Consider the following 16996-nt stretch of genomic DNA (forward strand, 5'->3'; position numbering starts at 1 on the left):
GAAGCGTCGGGGACGCTTTAAGTGTGCACCAGGGGAAAACGGGCGTCATTATAGAGAATCCTGCGCGCCGACGAAACCGTTTGCGTCGAAATAAAATCGCCGTCAATTTTTAACAATAGCTGTCGCCGAATGCTCTAATTAGTTGCCAACTGGCGTTTTGTTGCGCAGAATGCCGCTCAATCACCGACAAACCTTACTGTTATCATCACGAGAATCTTCTGAGGCAAAGCACGGCGCAGAGAATTAACTCCTTGAAAAAATTTAAGATTAATTATCTGCTCATCGGCATTGTCACCCTGCTGCTGGCAGCGGCCCTGTGGCCTTCTATCCCCTGGTTCGGCAAAGCCGACAATCGCATCGCGGCGATCAAAGCTCGTGGGGAGCTGCGCGTCAGTACGGTTGCCACACCGCTCACTTACAACACCGTTGATGGCAAAACGTATGGGCTGGATTACGATCTCGCGCAGCATTTCGCCGATTACCTTGGCGTCAAACTGAAAGTCACGGTGCGCCAGAATATCAGCCAACTGTTTGATGACCTTGATAATGACGACGCCGATATGCTCGCCGCCGGGTTGGTCTACAACAGCGAACGGGTGAAGAACTATCAAACCGGGCCGGTCTACTACTCGGTTTCTCAGCAACTGGTGTACCGCGTGGGCAGCTACCGCCCCCGTACGCTGGAATCCGTTAATGCCAGCCAGTTAACCATCGCTCCCGGTCATGTCGCCCTGGACGATCTGCGTGAATTAAAAGAGAAGAAGTACCCGGAGTTAAGCTGGACGGTGGATGAAAAGCTCGGCACGACCGCGTTGCTGCAACAAGTGGTCGACGGGAAACTGAGCTACACCGTCGCTGATTCGGTCGCCATTAGCCTGTTCCAGCGCGTGCATCCCGAGCTGGCGGTGGCGCTGGATATCACCGATGAGCAACCCGTCACCTGGTTTAGCAAGCGCGATGACGACAATACGCTGTCGGCCGCGATGCTCGATTTTTTCAATTATATGAATGAAGACGGCACGCTTGCGCGGCTGGAGGAGAAATATCTCGGCCATGGCGAGGATTTTGACTATGTCGACACGCGTACCTTTTTACGCGCCGTCGATAGCGTGCTGCCGGATCTGCAACCGCTGTTTGAAAAGTACGCCCAGGCGATCGACTGGCGACTGTTAGCGGCCATCTCTTATCAGGAGTCACACTGGGACTCCCAGGCCACTTCACCCACCGGCGTTCGCGGCTTGATGATGCTGACGCGTAATACGGCGCAGAGCTTAGGTTTAAGCGATCGCACTGACGCCGAGCAAAGCATCAGCGGCGGCGCGCGTTACCTGGTGGACATGATGAGCAAAGTGCCGGACACCGTACCGCAGGATGAAAAAATCTGGTTCGCGCTGGCGGCTTACAATATGGGCTACGCGCACATGCTGGATGCCCGTGCGTTAACGGCGAAAACCAAAGGCAACCCGGACAGTTGGGCAGACGTGAAACAGCGCCTGCCGTTATTAAGCCAGAAACAATACTACAGCAAGCTGACGTACGGCTACGCTCGCGGACATGAAGCCTATGCCTATGTAGAAAATATTCGTAAGTATGAAATTAGCCTGGTCGGTTATTTGCTGGAAAAAGAGAAAGAGTCCGCAAAAGCAGTGAAGCTGGCCAGGAGTTACCCGGCGGTATCAACAGAAGAATTAAATCGCCCGGCTTACGGCGTGCTGCCCTTTAGCGCGTTAACCGCTAATGAAGCCTTCCCGCGTAACCCGCTGCTGGTGTCCGACGCGCTGGTGCAAAACCCGCTAAAAGTTAACCGCTAGCGCTTAACGCCACTACGCCCTAGAAAGCAGTAGGATCGCCAGCCGGTTTTTTCAGGGCTTTTTTCTCCAGCCGACGGTGGCGGAAGAAATCGCTCAGCATCGCGGCGCATTCGTCGCGTAACACGCCTTCGGTTATCTCCACCCGATGGTTCATGCCCGGATGGTGCAACACATCAATCAGCGATCCCGCCGCGCCGGTTTTCGCATCCCGCGCACCAAAAACCAGTTGACCGATACGGCTGTGCACCATGGCACCCGCGCACATAACGCATGGCTCCAGCGTGACATATAAAGTGGTATCAATAAGACGGTAGTTTTGCAGCACCAGCCCACCCTGGCGCAACGCCATAATTTCCGCATGCGCGGTAGGATCGTGGCGGCCAATCGGCCGGTTCCATCCTTCGCCGATCACCTGACCGTTATGCACCAGCACCGCGCCTACCGGCACTTCGCCCTCTTCCCAGGCACGTTTCGCCAGCGTGAGCGCATGACGCATCCAGACGTCGTGATTCAGTTCAGGAATGGACAAAGCGAGATACTCCAGTAATTCAGGCGGAGCGCATTATACACAGCCGTTATCGGTTCGACACTACTCGAGCTGTTGCAAGTCGCCACGCGGCGTCACGCGCCAGCGGTGCTGGCAAAAATAGAGCAACGGGTTGTCTTGCTTGCTGTCGCTGTAACCGCTGTAGAGGCGCAACGGGGTACCGATTTTGCGTTCAAGCTGGGCGACTTTTTCATGACCGAGACAGCGCATAGTCAGCACCCAGCCACCGTAGCGGCGGCTGATTTGGCTGGCTATCAGATTAACGCGCGGGAGCCACGGGGTATCATAATAGACCTGCTCCACCAGCGGCTGCGGCGAACCGGTAATCAGCCAGATATCCGCATCGGACGCCGCCAGATAGTTGGTTAACCGCGTTTGCACGACCGGGAAGGCGGTAACATGCTCACGAAACCAGCTGACAAATTTCTGCTGCAACGCATTCAGGTGCCGTTCGCTATGGCCAAACGTGCAGCCCCACAGCAGCAAGCTCATTGGCCAGCGCGCGGCGCGTCCTTTGAGTAATAATCCGCCCGCAATCACCGGCAACAAAGGCAGCACCAGCAACGCATTTAACGGCTGATGACGCAAAACGTAACGCAGAAACGTGCCAAACATATCCTGCTGATGCAGGGTACCATCCAGATCAAAAAAGACGACGCGGCGCTCGCTGTTAGCCAAATGGGAGTCCTCTGTTGGTTAACCTTCGACCGCCGGGCCTCTCCTTCTGGCGATCGCTCTTTCAATAGCCTAACAGATAGCCCCTCACTTTTCCGGTAACAATCGGTCACCGATACCTGTAATAATCAGCGGCTATGTTGGCAAGGCCAGGATGCTTTACACTGGCCCGAACCTTTACTTCACCGCGATCCTGATGACAACACAACATACGCGCGCCTTTCATTTTGCCCCGTTTCGCCATCTGTTTTTTGCCCGTCTGCTGACAGTGCTCGGTAACGGCATTGCCCCCATTGCGCTGGCTTTTGCGGTGCTGGACATTGGCGGTTCCGCCACCGAACTCGGTATAGTGGTGGCCGCTCGTTCACTGTTTAACGTGGCGTTTTTGCTGGTCGGCGGTGTGCTGGCCGATCGCTATTCACGCAGCCAGGTGCTGGTGCTGTCGTCGCTGGTCGCCGCCTGTTCGCAAGGCGTTGTCGCCTGGCTGGTGCTGGACGGTTCAGCGACGGTGCTGCTCCTCGCGATACTCGGCACCATTAACGGCGCGGCGGCGGGGATCGCGCTGCCGGCTTCGTCCGCGCTGGTGCCGCAAACAGTGCCAGCGCATAACCTGCGCGAAGCCAATGCCTTTATCCAGCTTGGTATTTATAGCGGAACGGTCGTCGGCGCGTCGCTCGGTGGCATCCTCACCAGCGCCGTCGGGCCTGGCTGGGGGCTGGCGATTGACGCACTGGGCTTTGCCGCCTCGGCTCCGCTTTATCTTGCCATTCGCATGGGCGCTATTCAGGAGACAGCGGCGCAAAGCAATATCCTGCAAGATTTGCGCGATGGCTGGAAAGAGTTCATAAGCCGCGCCTGGGTGTGGGCCATTGTCGTGCAGTTCACCATTATTAATGCCGCGTTCAGCGGCGTGGTGATGGTACTCGGCCCGATCATTGCCGATGCCTCGTTTGGCCGCACGCGCTGGGGAATGATTGTCGCCGCGCAGAGCGTGGGCTTGATTGTCGGTTCATTCCTCGCGCTGCGCTGGCGTCCGCGACGCGATCTGTTTATCGGCGTGATGCTGGTTGCCGTATGCGCGGTGCCGATCTATCTCCTCAGCCAAAATGTTTCTACAACGTGGTTGCTGGCGGCGTTTTTCCTCGCAGGCGTCAGTTTCGGCCTGTTCGGTGTGGCGTGGGCGCAGTCATTACAAACACATATTCCGCCAGAGAAGCTGGCGCGTGTTTATGCCTACGATGCAATGGGGTCATTTATCGCCATTCCGGTTGGTGAGCTGCCCGCCGGGCCACTGGCGACGCACTTTGGTAGCAGCAACGTGCTGATCGCCTCGGCAATCGCGGTGGTCATTGCCTGCGCAGGTGCCAGTTTTATTCCGGCAATTCGTCTGCTCGATAATTCACCGAAGGTTAAACAACGCAGCCTCAGCGGATCCTCTTGATCGCTGTCAAAACCCATTCAGGGATATTTTGTGCTAAAAGAATTTTTAATTCATAATCGCAATCTATTACTGGAATATTAAATTCATTCATCGGCAAAATATCGCGGATGGGTTTGCTCCCGGAGATCTTATGAATTGTCTAATCCGCATTCGCCAGCGCTACCCAGGCCTTGCGCAGAGCGATAAAAAGCTGGCGGAATTTCTGCTGGAAAATCCCGATCGCGCCCGTCATTTGAGTTCGCAACAGCTGGCCGCTGAAGCAGGCGTCAGCCAGTCCAGCGTGGTGAAATTTGCCCAGAAGATGGATTTCAAAGGCTTTCCGGCGATGAAACTGGCGATCAGCGAAGCGTTAGCCAGCAATAGCAATCCGTGGTCTGTGCCGGTACATAACCAGATCCGTGGTGATGATCCGCTGCGGGTGGTTGGCGAAAAGCTGATTAAAGAGTACCAGAGCGCCATGCATGCCTCGCTCGATGTTAACAGCGAGGAGAAACTGCTGGAGAGCGTGCGGCTGCTGCGCGAAGCGCGGCGTATTATCCTGACGGGTATCGGCGCTTCCGGGCTGGTCGCCCGTAATTTTGGCTGGAAACTGATGAAAATCGGCGTTAACGCCGTGGTCGAGCAGGATATGCACGCGCTGCTGGCAACCGTGCAGGCGATGGAGCCGGGCGATCTGTTGCTGCCGGTCTCTTATAGCGGCGAACGCCGAGAAATCAACATGGCGGCCGATGAGACACTGCGCGTTGGCGGCAAGATCCTCGCCATCACCGGTTTCACGCCGAACGCATTACAGCAGCGGGCCACGCACTGCCTGTACACCATCGCGGAAGAGCAAGCGACACGCAGCGCGGCGATTTCTTCCACCAGCGCGCAAATGATGCTCACGGATTTACTGTTTATGGCGCTGGTACAGCAGGATCTTGAGCATGCGCCGGAGCGTATTCGCCATAGCGAAGAACTGGTGAAAAAACTGGTGTAGCCTCCCGTCCTGACGGACGAGGTGCCTTAGCGCGGTTACTCGCCGTCGCTGGTCAGATGTTGCACTATCTCCTCGCGTATCATTTCTGCGAGCAGAGCATGGGTTTTGGTGGTCGGGTGCATATTGTCCCAGAAAACAAACGCCCCGTTCGCCGCTTTACATGCCTGCTTCACCGCGACACCTGTGGCGTAAGAGATGCCGGAAGCGGAGATATCCAGGCAAGTTTCGCTGGTATTAACAAAGCCATATTTACCGCTTTCACTGAGCAGATCATTAAATGCGCTATCCAGTTTGATGGTGAAAAAATTCGCTTTCGGATACGCGGTGCGTAATTCGCCGAGCAGGTGGTCCAGCTGCTGGTTAAACTTCTCTGATTTGTTTTTTAGCGCCTCTTTTTCCGTTGATGTCCACGTAGCGACACCAGGAATGACAGAGAAATCAGGCAGCCTGAATATCGCGATATGCTGCGCTCCCAGTGCCGCCAGACGCGCCAGCTGTATGCGGTACGTAGCGATGATATCGTCCGGCGTTTTTGCGCCAGTGATAAAATCATTACCGCCAAACAGCACCGTAAACAGGGTCTGCGCGATGTCATAATTCTCTGTTTTACTCAGATAAGCGCTGAAAGAATCCAGCTGCTTATCAAAACCGTTAAATAACGGTTTCTCACCGCTTTCCGCATTGGCTGTCGCCCATACATAGCCCGGTAAATTAAGTGAACCGGCCAGATATTCGTGCCAGACTTTGCCATTAGAAAAATGACCAAGAAACCACGATGCGTGATTTGGAACCGTGCCGTATGAGCCGTTATAAACATTAATCGTATCGCTAAGGCTGTCGCCAAATATGACCATGCGATCAATTTTATTATTGCCAAACAGTATCGCCGGCTGCGCCTGCCCCTGATGCCAAATCATATAATACCAGGAGAGCGCGTAATCGGAAGCATAAGGAATAACGGTCTGCGCATTAATATTGCTGGCCTTCAACGTACTCCGGCAGATATTTACCAGGTTTGCGTAGGATGATTCGCTATAAAACATATTTGCCAGCGGCGTGGTGCTATACCAATACCCGCGCAGCTTAAGGTAGTTACTCCCGTCACGCGCCCATGTCCAGGATGAGGCAGGATTATTTTGATCCTGATTATCGATGTTATACACACATTTGATATAGGTTGACGTCTCGTCGTTTGTCCGCAACGCACGCTGGTTTGGCGAGGATTCATACGCAGGCGGTACCGGCGTTGTATAGGTATACTCATTCGCCGCATTCGCCAGCCCGCTTGTGATACTGGCAATTAATGCGATATATAATTTCGCTCTTTTCATCATAATCCCTTATTAATTATCCCTGCCAGGCCGCGCTAAAATAGAGCAACATTCATATATCAGAGACGTGGTGATCATTCTTAATTAATAAAAAAACACCGCACTCTATTCTGCCCTCGTGTTATTTATATTTTCAGCGCAGAAATATTATCCGGTCAATGACGCTTTTCTTATGTTTGATTAAGAACATTCGCCAAAACGTCTCCGGAGGGAGTAGAAAGGTTGTCCCGCGCCACTTTTGTGCGCAAAAAGATCATCGTGATTGGGGCTATCCGGTTTCTGTGGTAAAGTGCGCCGGTTAACATCCAGTAATTTCCAGATAGCATCCAGATTTGACGGTAATTCTTTGAAATGGCTTTACTCATTACAAAACGCTGCATCAATTGCGACATGTGCGAACCGGAATGTCCGAACGAAGCCATTTCGATGGGCGACAGCATTTATGAAATCAACAGCGATCGGTGTACCGAGTGCGTCGGCCATTACGAAACCCCGACTTGCCAGAAAGTGTGCCCGATACCCAATACCATCCTCAAAGATCCGGCGCATGTGGAAACTGAAGAACAGCTGTGGGACAAGTTTGTCCTGATGCACCACGCAGATAAGATTTAGCTCTCGATAATCACCGTCGCGCAGGCGTAATGGCGTTCATCCGCCAGCGTCACGTGCATTGCGCGCACGCCCATCTGCTCCGCCATCCGCAGTGCTTCATCCCAAAGGCGCAGGCTCGGTTTGCCCAGCGCATCGTTAAACACTTCGAACTGATTAAACGCCAGCCCGTTACGGATCCCCGTGCCTAAGGCTTTTGCCGCCGCTTCTTTGACGGCAAAGCGTTTCGCCAGAAACCGCACCGGCTGCTGATGCGCCTGATACAGCACCCACTCGTTGTCGCTCAGCACCCGTTTAGCCAGGCGATCGCCACTGCGGGCGACCACCGCTTCGATGCGGGCTATCTCGACGATATCCGTACCTAATCCCAGAATCGCCATTACGCGCGCGCTTCCAGCATCAACCGTTTCATCTCTGCTACCGCCTCTCTCAGGCCGCTCATCACCGCGCGGCCAATAATGGCGTGACCGATGTTCAGCTCGTGCATTTCCGGCAGCGCGGCAATGGCTTTGACGTTGTGATAGGTCAGGCCGTGTCCGGCGTTAACTTTCAGGCCAAGGCTTGCTGCGTAGGTCGCTGCTTTAGCAATGCGTTCGAGCTCTTTTGCCTGATCGGCATCGCTTTTAGCATCCGCGTAGCAACCAGTGTGAATTTCGATGTACGGTGCGCCAACCTCTGCCGCCGCTTTGATCTGCTCAGCATCAGCATCGATAAACAACGACACCAGGATGCCCGCCTGCGCCAGACGCTGGCAGGCGTCGCGCATTTTCTCGCGTTGCCCGGCCACATCCAGCCCACCTTCGGTGGTGACTTCCTGGCGTTTTTCCGGCACCAGGCAGCAAAAATGCGGTTTGGTTTCACAGGCAATCGCCAGCATTTCTTCGGTCACCGCCATTTCCAGATTCATTCGGGTGTGCAAAGTCTGGCGCAGAATGCGCACGTCGCGGTCAGTAATATGACGACGATCTTCACGCAAATGCACCGTGATGCCATCAGCGCCTGCTTGCTCGGCGATAAAAGCGGCCTGCACCGGGTCCGGATAGGCCGTCCCGCGCGCGTTACGCAGTGTGGCGATGTGATCGATGTTGACGCCCAACAGTAATTCAGCCATGACAATCCTCAATGTTCTCAAAGGCACTGACGCGCGCTTCGCCGCGTCAGTCCGGTTGTTATTCTGCTATCTTTTTGGCACGAACTGCCGGAACAGCTCCCGGCTTTTCAGCGGTTTGCCTCCAAGATACGGCTTTAACGCGATACGGGTAAAGCGCTTTGCAGCGCGGAGCGTGTCGGCATCCGGGAACTCCCTCTCCGCCAGTGCGCGTAAATGCCGCCCGGTAAAGGTGCTGTTATCTATTACGACACTGGCAATAAAGCCCTTTTCTTCCCGGTAACGATAAGTCATTACATCATCGACCGGCTCGCCGCTGCCGGCGCAGTGGAGAAAATCAACGCCATAACCCAGATGCCCGAGCAGCGCCAGCTCAAAACGACGCAGCACCGGTTCCGGCGTGCTGGTGACACCCGCCAGGGCCTGGATACAGTGCAGGTAATCAAAAAACAGTTCAGAAAAGCGCGTCTCGTGTTCAAGCACGCGGGAGATAAGTTCGTTAACGTAGAGACCGCTGTAGAGCGTGATGCCGCTGAGCGGCAGTGCCAGCGATACCGCTTCCGCGCTGCGCAGCGTTTTGACTTCGCCACGCCCGCCAAAGCGCACCAGCAGAGGAGTGAAAGGCTGTAATGCGCCCTTCAGATTAGAACGTTTGGAACGTGCGCCTTTGGCGACAAGGCGCACACGACCAGACTCTTCCGTGAAGACGTCCAGCATCAGGCTGGTTTCGCTCCACGGGCGACTATGCAGAACAAAAGCGCGCTGCCAGCCTTCCATATTATTCCCGTCGTCTTTCAGGCCGCAACAGCGCTGGCTTCATCCGCACATCCAGAGCGCTTATTCGAGCAAGCACCTGAACACTCACAACCTGGCAGTTTGCCTGCAACCCGGGAGCCATAGAGAGCAGGTTCTTAGAGATCGTCTACGTAACCGAGACTACGCAGCGCGCGTTCGTCGTCGGCCCAGCCGGATTTCACTTTCACCCACAGTTCCAGGTGAACTTTGGCTTCGAACATCTCTTCCATATCTTTACGGGCTTCAATACCGATGGTTTTGATTTTGGCACCTTTGTTGCCAATCACCATCTTCTTCTGCCCTTCGCGCTCAACAAGGATCAACCCGTTGATGTCGTAACCACCTCGTTCGTTGGTCACGAACTGTTCGATCTCCACGGTGACCGAGTACGGCAGTTCCGCACCGAGGAAACGCATCAGTTTTTCGCGGATGATTTCCGAGGCCATAAAGCGCTGTGAGCGGTCGGTCACGTAATCTTCCGGGAAGTGATGCACCGCTTCCGGCAGATGCTTGCGCACGATGCCCGCGATGGTATCAACGTTCAGACCGGTCTCAGCAGATAGCGGCACGATATCGAGGAAATTCATCTGGCTGCCCAGCCACTGCAGGTGCGGCAGCAGATCGGCTTTCTCCTGCACGTTGTCCACTTTGTTGACCGCGAGGATCACCGGCGTTTTGCCGTCACGCAGCTTGTTCAGCACCATTTCGTCATCCGGCGTCCAGCGGGTGCCTTCCACAACGAAAATGACCAGTTCAACGTCACCGATGGAGCTGCTGGCAGCTTTGTTCATCAGACGGTTGATGGCACGTTTCTCTTCCATGTGCAGGCCTGGGGTATCGACGTAAATCGCCTGATACGCGCCCTCAGTATGGATACCGACGATGCGGTGGCGCGTGGTCTGCGCCTTACGAGAGGTGATGGAAATCTTCTGCCCAAGCAGATTATTCAACAAGGTGGATTTGCCAACGTTGGGACGTCCGACGATGGCAATAAATCCGCAATAGGTTTTTTCTTCGCTCATTCCAGCTCCAGTTTTTTCAGCGCCTGTTCGGCGGCAGCCTGCTCCGCCTTGCGACGGCTGGAACCTGTGCCAACCACCGGTTCACTCAGGCCGCTGACCTGGCAGTGGATAGTAAATTCCTGATCGTGCGCTTCGCCGCGCACCTGCACCACCAGATAAGACGGCAGCGGCAGATGGCGACCCTGCAGAAACTCCTGCAGGCGCGTTTTCGGATCTTTTTGTTTATCGCCAGGACTGATTTCATCAAGGCGCGTTTGATACCAGCTCAGAATTAATTGTTCGACGGTCTGAATATCGCTATCAAGAAACACCCCGCCAATTAACGCCTCAACGGTGTCTGCCAGAATCGATTCACGGCGAAAACCGCCGCTTTTCAGTTCGCCCGGCCCTAAGCGCAGACATTCACCCAGTTCGAATTCGCGGGCAATCTCCGCCAGCGTATTTCCACGCACCAGCGTCGCGCGCATGCGGCTCATATCACCTTCGTCCACACGCGGGAAACGATGATAGAGCGCGTTAGCAATCACATAACTTAAAATAGAGTCACCGAGAAATTCGAGACGCTCGTTATGTTTGCTACTGGCGCTGCGGTGGGTTAATGCCTGCTGCAACAGATCCTGATGTTGAAAAGTGTAGCCCAGCTTCCGTTGAAGCCGATTAATTACGATGGGGTTCATGCGATACCAATAAATAAATGCGTCAACAATGCAGCACACGAAACCGACCTGAGAAAACCAACGCGGTTTCGTGTGCTGTGGCGCCCGGGGGAACCAGCCTTAAACTTCGGGGGAATATTCTATACGCAACGACCGGGGTTGTCGTTAGTCTGGTGGGAATAATATTGGAAATAATTAAGGGCGCAATCGCGGTGATTGCGCCCTGGTTAATTAATGAATTCCGCCGATACGATTCAGGCGCACGCCTGTCGGCCATTCACCTTCTTGTTTTTCGAAACTCATCCAGATTGCCGTGGCACGGCCAACCAGGTTCGCTTCCGGCACAAAGCCCCAGTAGCGGCTGTCTGCGCTGTTATCGCGGTTGTCGCCCATCATAAAGTAATGACCCGGCGGCACAATCCAGGTAGCCAGCGGCTGGCTCTGCTGACGATAGTAGATCCCCAGTTGATCCTGCGCGATAGGCACGGTCAGAATGCGGTGCGTCACATCCCCCAGCGTCTCTTTACGCTCGGTTAAACGTACGCCATCCGGCAGGGACTGGCCTTTCGGTAACTGGAAGAAACCGCTGCTTGCCTCACCACCGGAGCGACGTCCGAAGGTCTGCACAAAATCGCTCTCTTCAACGTTGCTGTAAGTGATAGGCAAAGCGCTACCGCAAGCCTGACCAGAGCTGCAGTTCGGCTGCACGGTCACTTGTTTGGTCACCGGATCGTAAGTCACTTTATCGCCCGGTACGCCAACCACACGCTTGATGTAATCCAGACGCGGATCGTCCGGGTATTTAAATACCGCAATGTCACCACGTTTCGGATGACCGGTTTCAATCAGCGTTTTCTGGTAGATCGGATCTTTAATTCCATAGGCGAACTTCTCCACCAGAATGAAATCACCGATAAGCAGCGTTGGCATCATTGAACCAGATGGGATCTGGAACGGTTCGTAAATAAACGAACGCACCACCAGCACAATAGCCAGCACCGGGAATACGGACGCACCGGTTTCCAGCCAGCCAGGCTTCGGACCGATCTTCTTCAGCGTTTTTGCATCAAGCGCATCGCCTGTCGCAACTTGCGCAGCGGCCTGACGTTCCCGGCGTTTTGGTGCAAAAATAAATTTATCCAGGCACCATAAAAAACCCGTCACCAGTGTCGCGATCACCAGGATCAGGGCAAACATGTTCGCCATGCCAACTCCTTAGGATTATTTGCTATCTTTGCCCACATGCAGAATGGCAAGGAACGCTTCCTGCGGCAGTTCGACGTTGCCGACCTGCTTCATGCGTTTCTTACCTTCTTTCTGTTTCTGCAGCAGCTTTTTCTTACGGCTCACGTCACCGCCGTAGCATTTCGCCAGCACGTTTTTACGCAGCTGTTTGACTGTCGAACGTGCAATAATGTGGTTACCGATCGCCGCCTGAATCGCGATATCAAACTGCTGACGCGGGATCAGTTCTTTCATTTTCTCGACCAGCTCACGGCCACGGTACGGGGCGTTATCGTTATGGGTGATCAGCGCCAGCGCATCCACGCGCTCACCGTTGATCAGCACGTCCACACGCACCATGTTAGAGGCCTGGAAACGCTTGAAGTTGTAATCGAGTGACGCATAACCGCGCGACGTTGACTTCAGACGATCGAAGAAGTCCAGCACCACTTCCGCCATCGGAATTTCGTAAGTCAGCGCAACCTGGTTGCCGTGGTAAACCATGTTGGTCTGCACACCACGTTTCTCTACGCACAGCGTGATAACGTTGCCAAGGTACTCCTGCGGCAGCAGCATGTGACACTCGGCGATAGGCTCGCGCAGTTCGTCAATGTTGTTCAGCGGCGGCAGCTTAGACGGGCTATCGACGTAAACCACTTCTTTATTGGTGGTCTGCACTTCGTAGACCACGGTCGGTGCGGTTGTGATCAGATCCAGATCGTATTCACGCTCAAGACGCTCCTGGATGATCTCCATATGCAGCAGACCGAGGAAGCCGCAGCGGAAACCAAAGCCCAACGCGGTGGAGCTTTCCGGTTCATAGAACAACGAGGCGTCGTTGAGGCTCAGTTTGCCGAGCGCATCGCGGAAGTTTTCGTAATCGTCAGAGCTGACCGGGAACAGACCGGCATAAACCTGCGGTTTGACCTTCTTAAAGCCTGGCAGCGCTTTATCTGCCGGGTTGCGGGAGGAAGTCAGGGTATCGCCCACTGGCGCGCCGAGAATGTCTTTAATCGCACAAACCAGCCAGCCTACTTCGCCACACTTCAGTTCGGTGCGATCAACCTGTTTCGGCGTGAAAATCCCCAGGCGGTCGGCGTTATAAACCTGCCCGGTACTCATCACCTTAATTTTGTCGCCTTTGCGCATGGTGCCATTTTTGATACGCACCAGAGAAACCACGCCAAGGTAGTTATCGAACCAGGAGTCGATGATCAGTGCCTGCAACGGCGCCTCCGGATCGCCTTCCGGCGGCGGAATGTCACGCACCAGGCGTTCCAGCACATCGGGCACGCCCACGCCGGTTTTCGCCGAGCAGCGCACCGCATCGGTGGCGTCGATGCCAACAATGTCTTCAATTTCTTCTGCAACACGCTCAGGATCGGCGGCTGGCAGATCGATCTTATTCAGTACCGGTACGACTTCCAGATCCATCTCGATGGCGGTATAGCAGTTTGCCAGCGTCTGCGCTTCCACGCCCTGGCCCGCATCCACCACCAGCAGTGCGCCTTCGCAGGCGGCGAGCGAACGGGAAACCTCGTAGGAGAAGTCAACGTGACCGGGGGTATCGATAAAGTTCAGCTGGTAGGTTTCGCCATTGTTGGCTTTGTAATCCAGCGTGACGCTTTGCGCTTTAATGGTAATGCCGCGCTCACGTTCAAGATCCATGGAATCAAGAACCTGGGCTTCCATTTCGCGATCGGAAAGACCACCGCAAATCTGGATGATACGGTCAGACAGCGTCGACTTACCGTGGTCGATGTGAGCGATGATCGAAAAGTTACGAATATTCTTCATATAGTGAGTTTTTATGCCTTACGAGTAACTAAGAGGCCTGTACGCGCCTGACGTCAATGTACTGAAACGCCGCATTCTACACTACAACAACAATGCGGGGAAATGCTGATACCAGGCAGAAAAGTATCGCTATTATCGTAAGACTTAAAGAGGATATTACGGCTGGCGTTCAGCGGATGCGTTGTCGACGCGGATAAGATCCGGAGGCAGGCCGACGCTGAGAATAACCGGCTGCCATTCGCTGCGCGTGGCAAGCTTTGGCGACAAACCACGGGCCAGTAAAAAACCGCCAACGCCGCCAAGCACTGCGCCGCAAAGCGCGGCGAGATCCTGGCCGAAGAGCGCCTGGAAAATGGCGCCCATGACAAACAGGCCTACCAGCGGCGACATATAGACCAGTACCGCGGAGCCCAGCAGGCTGCTCTCGGCGATGCCTAATTCAACTTTCTGCCCGGCAACTAACGGCTCGGCACTGGGCACGGCAATGGTATGCGTGGTTTGCGGACCGAGTTTATTCAGCACACGGCTGCCGCAACCGGCACGCGAAGCGCAACTGCTACAGGAAGCTTTGACATCACATTCGACCAGCGCGTTACCATTTTGCCAGGAAACGACGGTCGCCCACTCTTTTATCATTGTGCGGCCTTAAATTTGAGACTGTCCGCAATACGTTTTGCGGTTTGCGGCGGCAATTCACCGACAACCGTGATTTCAGCGTTATCACGAACCGTCGTGCTCACGGTACGTCGACCGGTGCGCAGCATCTGATCGGCGCTATTCTGATTAGCACGGTTAACGTTAACGGAGAAGCTGAACAAGCCGTCGGAATAGAGGCGGGATTCAACGGGCATATCCATGGTTGGCAGTTGGCGGCGGCTGCTGGAGACTTCGCTAAACCCTTGTGGCAACCAGGCCGGTTCCCAGTTAAACACGACGTTATCGCCAGCCGGAAGTGAAAGCAGCGGCGGCAAACTGGCTTTCGCCAGTGTTTGCATGCTGTTGATCACCTGGCTGTTGACGGTGACAGCGATAACGCGGAACTGTTCAAGGGTTTCACCATCACGATCAAGCAAATCAACGCGCATCGGCAGGCGGGTTTCTTCATCCATCCACACAATATAGCTGTAACGGGTGCCATCACGCGCCACAACGCGGATCACTTCGCACAGCCGGTCGGCAATGCGCGTGCGTCCCACGGAGATGAAATCGTAATAGGGAGAAAGACGTTTGAAGTCGGTATAAACCAGCGACGGCAATGAATCGACGATGAAGTTGCCGTTGAGCGTGAAAGGTTCAAGACCCGGTTCGAAGTAGCTGATCTCATTGCCACGCTGCACCACTTCGCGGCGGGGGCCGTCCATTTGCAACAACTGTGCAAGCGGCTGATCGTTAAGACGCACATGGCGGTAGCGTAACGATTCAACACCCTGCTTATTGATGCTGACAAAAGAGAGTTCATAGTTGAGCGACTGGCTCGCCACGTTCATTTGCTGCAGCAACGCCCCGGACGAAACATCAGCCGAGGCGTTGACAGAGAAGAACAAGCCAGTAGCCACAAAAGACATGGCACACCAAAGTTGCTTCATTACTGCGATTGCGTTCCTAAAGTTTGATTTCCTGGCACCTGAACAGCTGCTTGCTGTGTTTGCGCCTGCTCAAACTGAAGCTGTTCGGAGTGCAGACGGCGTTGCAGTTCATAATCCTGCAGCATCGCATTAATGCGACGACGTTGTTCCTGCACCTGCTGTTGCTGACCGGCATTTGCCGTCGCATCAGACGGAACACCCAAACTCACCGGACTGGCTTTGCCCATCATCGGCAGCGTATTAAACACTGGCGCTTCGGGCTGTTGGGTTGATTCAGCCGAGCCATTATAGTGCTGGACGCCAACAATTACAGCAAGCGATACGCATGCCGCAACGCCCATCTGGGTAAGCTGGCTGGCCCACGGACGAACTTTGTGCCAGAACGGCATTTTCTGCCATTGGTGAGGAGCGGGCTGAGCTTCAGGAATCAATGGCGCCGGCGCCTGAACAGCGTCATTCTCAATCGCGGCCATTACTCGGGCTGAGATATCGAAATGGAGGAGATCGGCGGTATCACCACGCATGGAATCGCGGATGAGATGGTAGCTCTCCCAGGTTTTCTGCATTTCCGGATCGTGAGACAACTCAACGAGCAGCTCACTATCCAGCGTTTCACCATCCATTAAAGCGGAAAGTTGTTCTTTCTGCATGCCTAATACCTTTTTCAGTATCCCGCTATCGTCAACGCCTGATAAGCGGTTGAACTTTATTATCAATAGCTTCCCGCGCACGGAAGATACGCGAACGAACGGTACCTACCGGACAATCCATTATGGCCGCAATCTCTTCATAACTCAGGCCATCCAGCTCCCGCAACGTAATTGCCATACGTAAATCTTCCGGGAGTGACTCAATGGTACGAAAAACTATTTGTCGCAGTTCTTCTGACAACATTAAGTTCTCAGGGTTCGAAATTTCTTTCAGTGCACCGCCACTTTCGAAGTTTTCTGCTTCAATTGCGTCCACATCACTGGATGGCGGCCTGCGCCCTTGGGCAACCAGGTAATTTTTCGCTGTATTAACCGCAATTCGGTACAGCCAGGTATAAAAAGCGCTATCCCCCCTGAATGAATCAAGCGCGCGATAGGCTTTTATAAATGACTCTTGTACGACATCAGGCACATCGCCCGAAGGGACATAACGGGAAACCAGACTCGCCACTTTATGCTGGTAGCGCACCACCAGTAAGTTAAACGCTTTCTGATCTCCTTTCTGGACCCTTTCGACCAGGACCTGATCCGTTAACTGCTCGCTCATCCGAGGTAAAGTCTCCCCAAAACCAATTTCCACGCGTATCCAGAACGCCACTCCAATACTGCACTATATGAGCAAGCAGCCAGTTAGAGGGGCAGTATGTGATAAAGTTCCGTCACGCCTTTGTTTTTGTGCATCGTTCCACAGACTTTTCATTCTCA

At 54.3% G+C, this 16996-nt stretch carries 18 protein-coding genes; 4 read left to right on the forward strand and 14 right to left on the reverse strand.

Annotation, left to right across the window (positions count from 1 at the left end; translation table 11 throughout):
- Nucleotides 1-218 precede the first annotated feature (218 nt).
- Nucleotides 219-1811, forward strand: coding sequence for a membrane-bound lytic murein transglycosylase MltF (gene mltF / locus DFO56_RS15060; protein WP_233500404.1), 1593 nt, complete (start codon nucleotides 219-221; stop codon nucleotides 1809-1811).
- 19 nt (nucleotides 1812-1830) lie between these two features.
- Here mltF and tadA read toward each other — a convergent pair whose 3' ends face one another.
- Together tadA and yfhb are read right to left on the reverse strand one after the other, a co-directional pair.
- On the reverse strand, nucleotides 1831-2340 hold the full coding sequence (gene tadA, locus DFO56_RS15065) for a tRNA adenosine(34) deaminase TadA (protein WP_045510489.1): 510 nt from the start codon (nucleotides 2338-2340) through the stop codon (nucleotides 1831-1833).
- A gap of 60 nt (nucleotides 2341-2400) precedes the next feature.
- Nucleotides 2401-3036, reverse strand: a complete 636-nt coding sequence (yfhb, locus tag DFO56_RS15070) for a phosphatidylglycerophosphatase C (RefSeq protein WP_020454742.1) — start codon at nucleotides 3034-3036, stop codon at nucleotides 2401-2403.
- Between the two features lie 193 nt (nucleotides 3037-3229).
- Here yfhb and DFO56_RS15075 point away from each other — a divergent pair, with 193 nt between their 5' ends.
- The gene (locus DFO56_RS15075; RefSeq protein ID WP_045510525.1) at nucleotides 3230-4474 is read left to right on the forward strand and encodes an MFS transporter; all 1245 of its coding nucleotides are present in this window, start codon (nucleotides 3230-3232) and stop codon (nucleotides 4472-4474) included.
- Between the two features lie 130 nt (nucleotides 4475-4604).
- Nucleotides 4605-5453 carry a MurR/RpiR family transcriptional regulator gene (locus tag DFO56_RS15080; protein WP_017459031.1) on the forward strand — a complete coding sequence of 283 codons (849 nt, stop codon included), beginning with the start codon at nucleotides 4605-4607 and terminating at the stop codon, nucleotides 5451-5453.
- 35 nt (nucleotides 5454-5488) lie between these two features.
- Here DFO56_RS15080 and DFO56_RS15085 read toward each other — a convergent pair whose 3' ends face one another.
- Entirely contained in the window at nucleotides 5489-6784 is a 1296-nt protein-coding gene (locus DFO56_RS15085; RefSeq protein ID WP_045510491.1) for an SGNH/GDSL hydrolase family protein, read from the reverse strand.
- A 351-nt stretch (nucleotides 6785-7135) separates the two neighbouring features.
- On the opposite strand from DFO56_RS15085, the gene DFO56_RS15090 reads away from it, so the two are divergent.
- A complete protein-coding gene (locus DFO56_RS15090) occupies nucleotides 7136-7396 on the forward strand; it encodes a YfhL family 4Fe-4S dicluster ferredoxin (protein WP_017459033.1) in 261 nt (86 codons plus the stop codon).
- Here the strand turns inward: DFO56_RS15090 and acpS are convergent.
- From acpS to rpoE, 11 genes are all read right to left on the reverse strand, one after another.
- Nucleotides 7393-7773, reverse strand: a complete 381-nt coding sequence (gene acpS / locus DFO56_RS15095) for a holo-ACP synthase (protein WP_045510492.1) — start codon at nucleotides 7771-7773, stop codon at nucleotides 7393-7395. The two genes, DFO56_RS15090 and acpS, sit on opposite strands and share 4 nt — an antisense overlap.
- Entirely contained in the window at nucleotides 7773-8504 is a 732-nt protein-coding gene (pdxJ, locus tag DFO56_RS15100) for a pyridoxine 5'-phosphate synthase (protein ID WP_045510493.1), read from the reverse strand. The genes acpS and pdxJ overlap by 1 nt, the downstream gene beginning before the upstream one ends.
- Before the next feature lie 66 nt (nucleotides 8505-8570).
- Nucleotides 8571-9278: a DNA repair protein RecO gene (gene recO, locus DFO56_RS15105; protein ID WP_017459036.1), complete on the reverse strand. Its 708-nt coding sequence runs from the start codon at nucleotides 9276-9278 to the stop codon at nucleotides 8571-8573.
- 134 nt (nucleotides 9279-9412) lie between these two features.
- Entirely contained in the window at nucleotides 9413-10318 is a 906-nt protein-coding gene (gene era / locus DFO56_RS15110) for a GTPase Era (RefSeq protein ID WP_020454746.1), read from the reverse strand.
- The gene (rnc, locus tag DFO56_RS15115; RefSeq protein WP_044489704.1) at nucleotides 10315-10995 is read right to left on the reverse strand and encodes a ribonuclease III; all 681 of its coding nucleotides are present in this window, start codon (nucleotides 10993-10995) and stop codon (nucleotides 10315-10317) included. Before rnc ends, era begins: the two co-directional genes overlap by 4 nt.
- 210 nt (nucleotides 10996-11205) lie before the next feature.
- Nucleotides 11206-12180: a signal peptidase I gene (lepB, locus tag DFO56_RS15125; RefSeq protein WP_020454748.1), complete on the reverse strand. Its 975-nt coding sequence runs from the start codon at nucleotides 12178-12180 to the stop codon at nucleotides 11206-11208.
- A 15-nt stretch (nucleotides 12181-12195) separates the two neighbouring features.
- A complete protein-coding gene (lepA, locus tag DFO56_RS15130; RefSeq protein ID WP_020454749.1) occupies nucleotides 12196-13995 on the reverse strand; it encodes a translation elongation factor 4 in 1800 nt (599 codons plus the stop codon).
- A gap of 156 nt (nucleotides 13996-14151) precedes the next feature.
- Nucleotides 14152-14631, reverse strand: a complete 480-nt coding sequence (rseC, locus tag DFO56_RS15135; protein ID WP_020454750.1) for a SoxR-reducing system protein RseC — start codon at nucleotides 14629-14631, stop codon at nucleotides 14152-14154.
- A complete protein-coding gene (rseB, locus tag DFO56_RS15140; RefSeq protein WP_045510494.1) occupies nucleotides 14628-15581 on the reverse strand; it encodes a sigma-E factor regulatory protein RseB in 954 nt (317 codons plus the stop codon). Before rseB ends, rseC begins: the two co-directional genes overlap by 4 nt.
- Complete coding sequence (gene rseA / locus DFO56_RS15145) at nucleotides 15581-16231, reverse strand: anti-sigma-E factor RseA (RefSeq protein WP_045510496.1); 651 nt, start codon at nucleotides 16229-16231, stop codon at nucleotides 15581-15583. Before rseA ends, rseB begins: the two co-directional genes overlap by 1 nt.
- Before the next feature lie 31 nt (nucleotides 16232-16262).
- Nucleotides 16263-16838, reverse strand: coding sequence for an RNA polymerase sigma factor RpoE (gene rpoE, locus DFO56_RS15150; RefSeq protein ID WP_000003307.1), 576 nt, complete (start codon nucleotides 16836-16838; stop codon nucleotides 16263-16265).
- Nucleotides 16839-16996 lie beyond the last annotated feature (158 nt).

It is taken from the genome of Kosakonia sp. AG348, assembly GCF_003337365.1.
In the GTDB taxonomy this organism is placed as follows: Bacteria; Pseudomonadota; Gammaproteobacteria; order Enterobacterales; family Enterobacteriaceae; genus Kosakonia.

What these genes read in the sequence shown, in the direction of transcription:
- lepA (WP_020454749.1), bottom strand. Translation starts at nt 13,995, where the DNA reads ATGAAGAATATTCGTAACTTTTCGATCATCGCTCACATCGACCACGGT.
- recO (WP_017459036.1), bottom strand. Translation starts at nt 9,278, where the DNA reads ATGGAAGGCTGGCAGCGCGCTTTTGTTCTGCATAGTCGCCCGTGGAGC.
- acpS (WP_045510492.1), bottom strand. Translation starts at nt 7,773, where the DNA reads ATGGCGATTCTGGGATTAGGTACGGATATCGTCGAGATAGCCCGCATC.
- rseC (WP_020454750.1), bottom strand. Translation starts at nt 14,631, where the DNA reads ATGATAAAAGAGTGGGCGACCGTCGTTTCCTGGCAAAATGGTAACGCG.
- lepB (WP_020454748.1), bottom strand. Translation starts at nt 12,180, where the DNA reads ATGGCGAACATGTTTGCCCTGATCCTGGTGATCGCGACACTGGTGACG.
- pdxJ (WP_045510493.1), bottom strand. Translation starts at nt 8,504, where the DNA reads ATGGCTGAATTACTGTTGGGCGTCAACATCGATCACATCGCCACACTG.
- rseB (WP_045510494.1), bottom strand. Translation starts at nt 15,581, where the DNA reads ATGAAGCAACTTTGGTGTGCCATGTCTTTTGTGGCTACTGGCTTGTTC.
- rseA (WP_045510496.1), bottom strand. Translation starts at nt 16,231, where the DNA reads ATGCAGAAAGAACAACTTTCCGCTTTAATGGATGGTGAAACGCTGGAT.
- rnc (WP_044489704.1), bottom strand. Translation starts at nt 10,995, where the DNA reads ATGAACCCCATCGTAATTAATCGGCTTCAACGGAAGCTGGGCTACACT.
- DFO56_RS15075 (WP_045510525.1), top strand. Translation starts at nt 3,230, where the DNA reads ATGACAACACAACATACGCGCGCCTTTCATTTTGCCCCGTTTCGCCAT.
- DFO56_RS15080 (WP_017459031.1), top strand. Translation starts at nt 4,605, where the DNA reads ATGAATTGTCTAATCCGCATTCGCCAGCGCTACCCAGGCCTTGCGCAG.
- DFO56_RS15085 (WP_045510491.1), bottom strand. Translation starts at nt 6,784, where the DNA reads ATGAAAAGAGCGAAATTATATATCGCATTAATTGCCAGTATCACAAGC.
- DFO56_RS15090 (WP_017459033.1), top strand. Translation starts at nt 7,136, where the DNA reads ATGGCTTTACTCATTACAAAACGCTGCATCAATTGCGACATGTGCGAA.
- era (WP_020454746.1), bottom strand. Translation starts at nt 10,318, where the DNA reads ATGAGCGAAGAAAAAACCTATTGCGGATTTATTGCCATCGTCGGACGT.
- rpoE (WP_000003307.1), bottom strand. Translation starts at nt 16,838, where the DNA reads ATGAGCGAGCAGTTAACGGATCAGGTCCTGGTCGAAAGGGTCCAGAAA.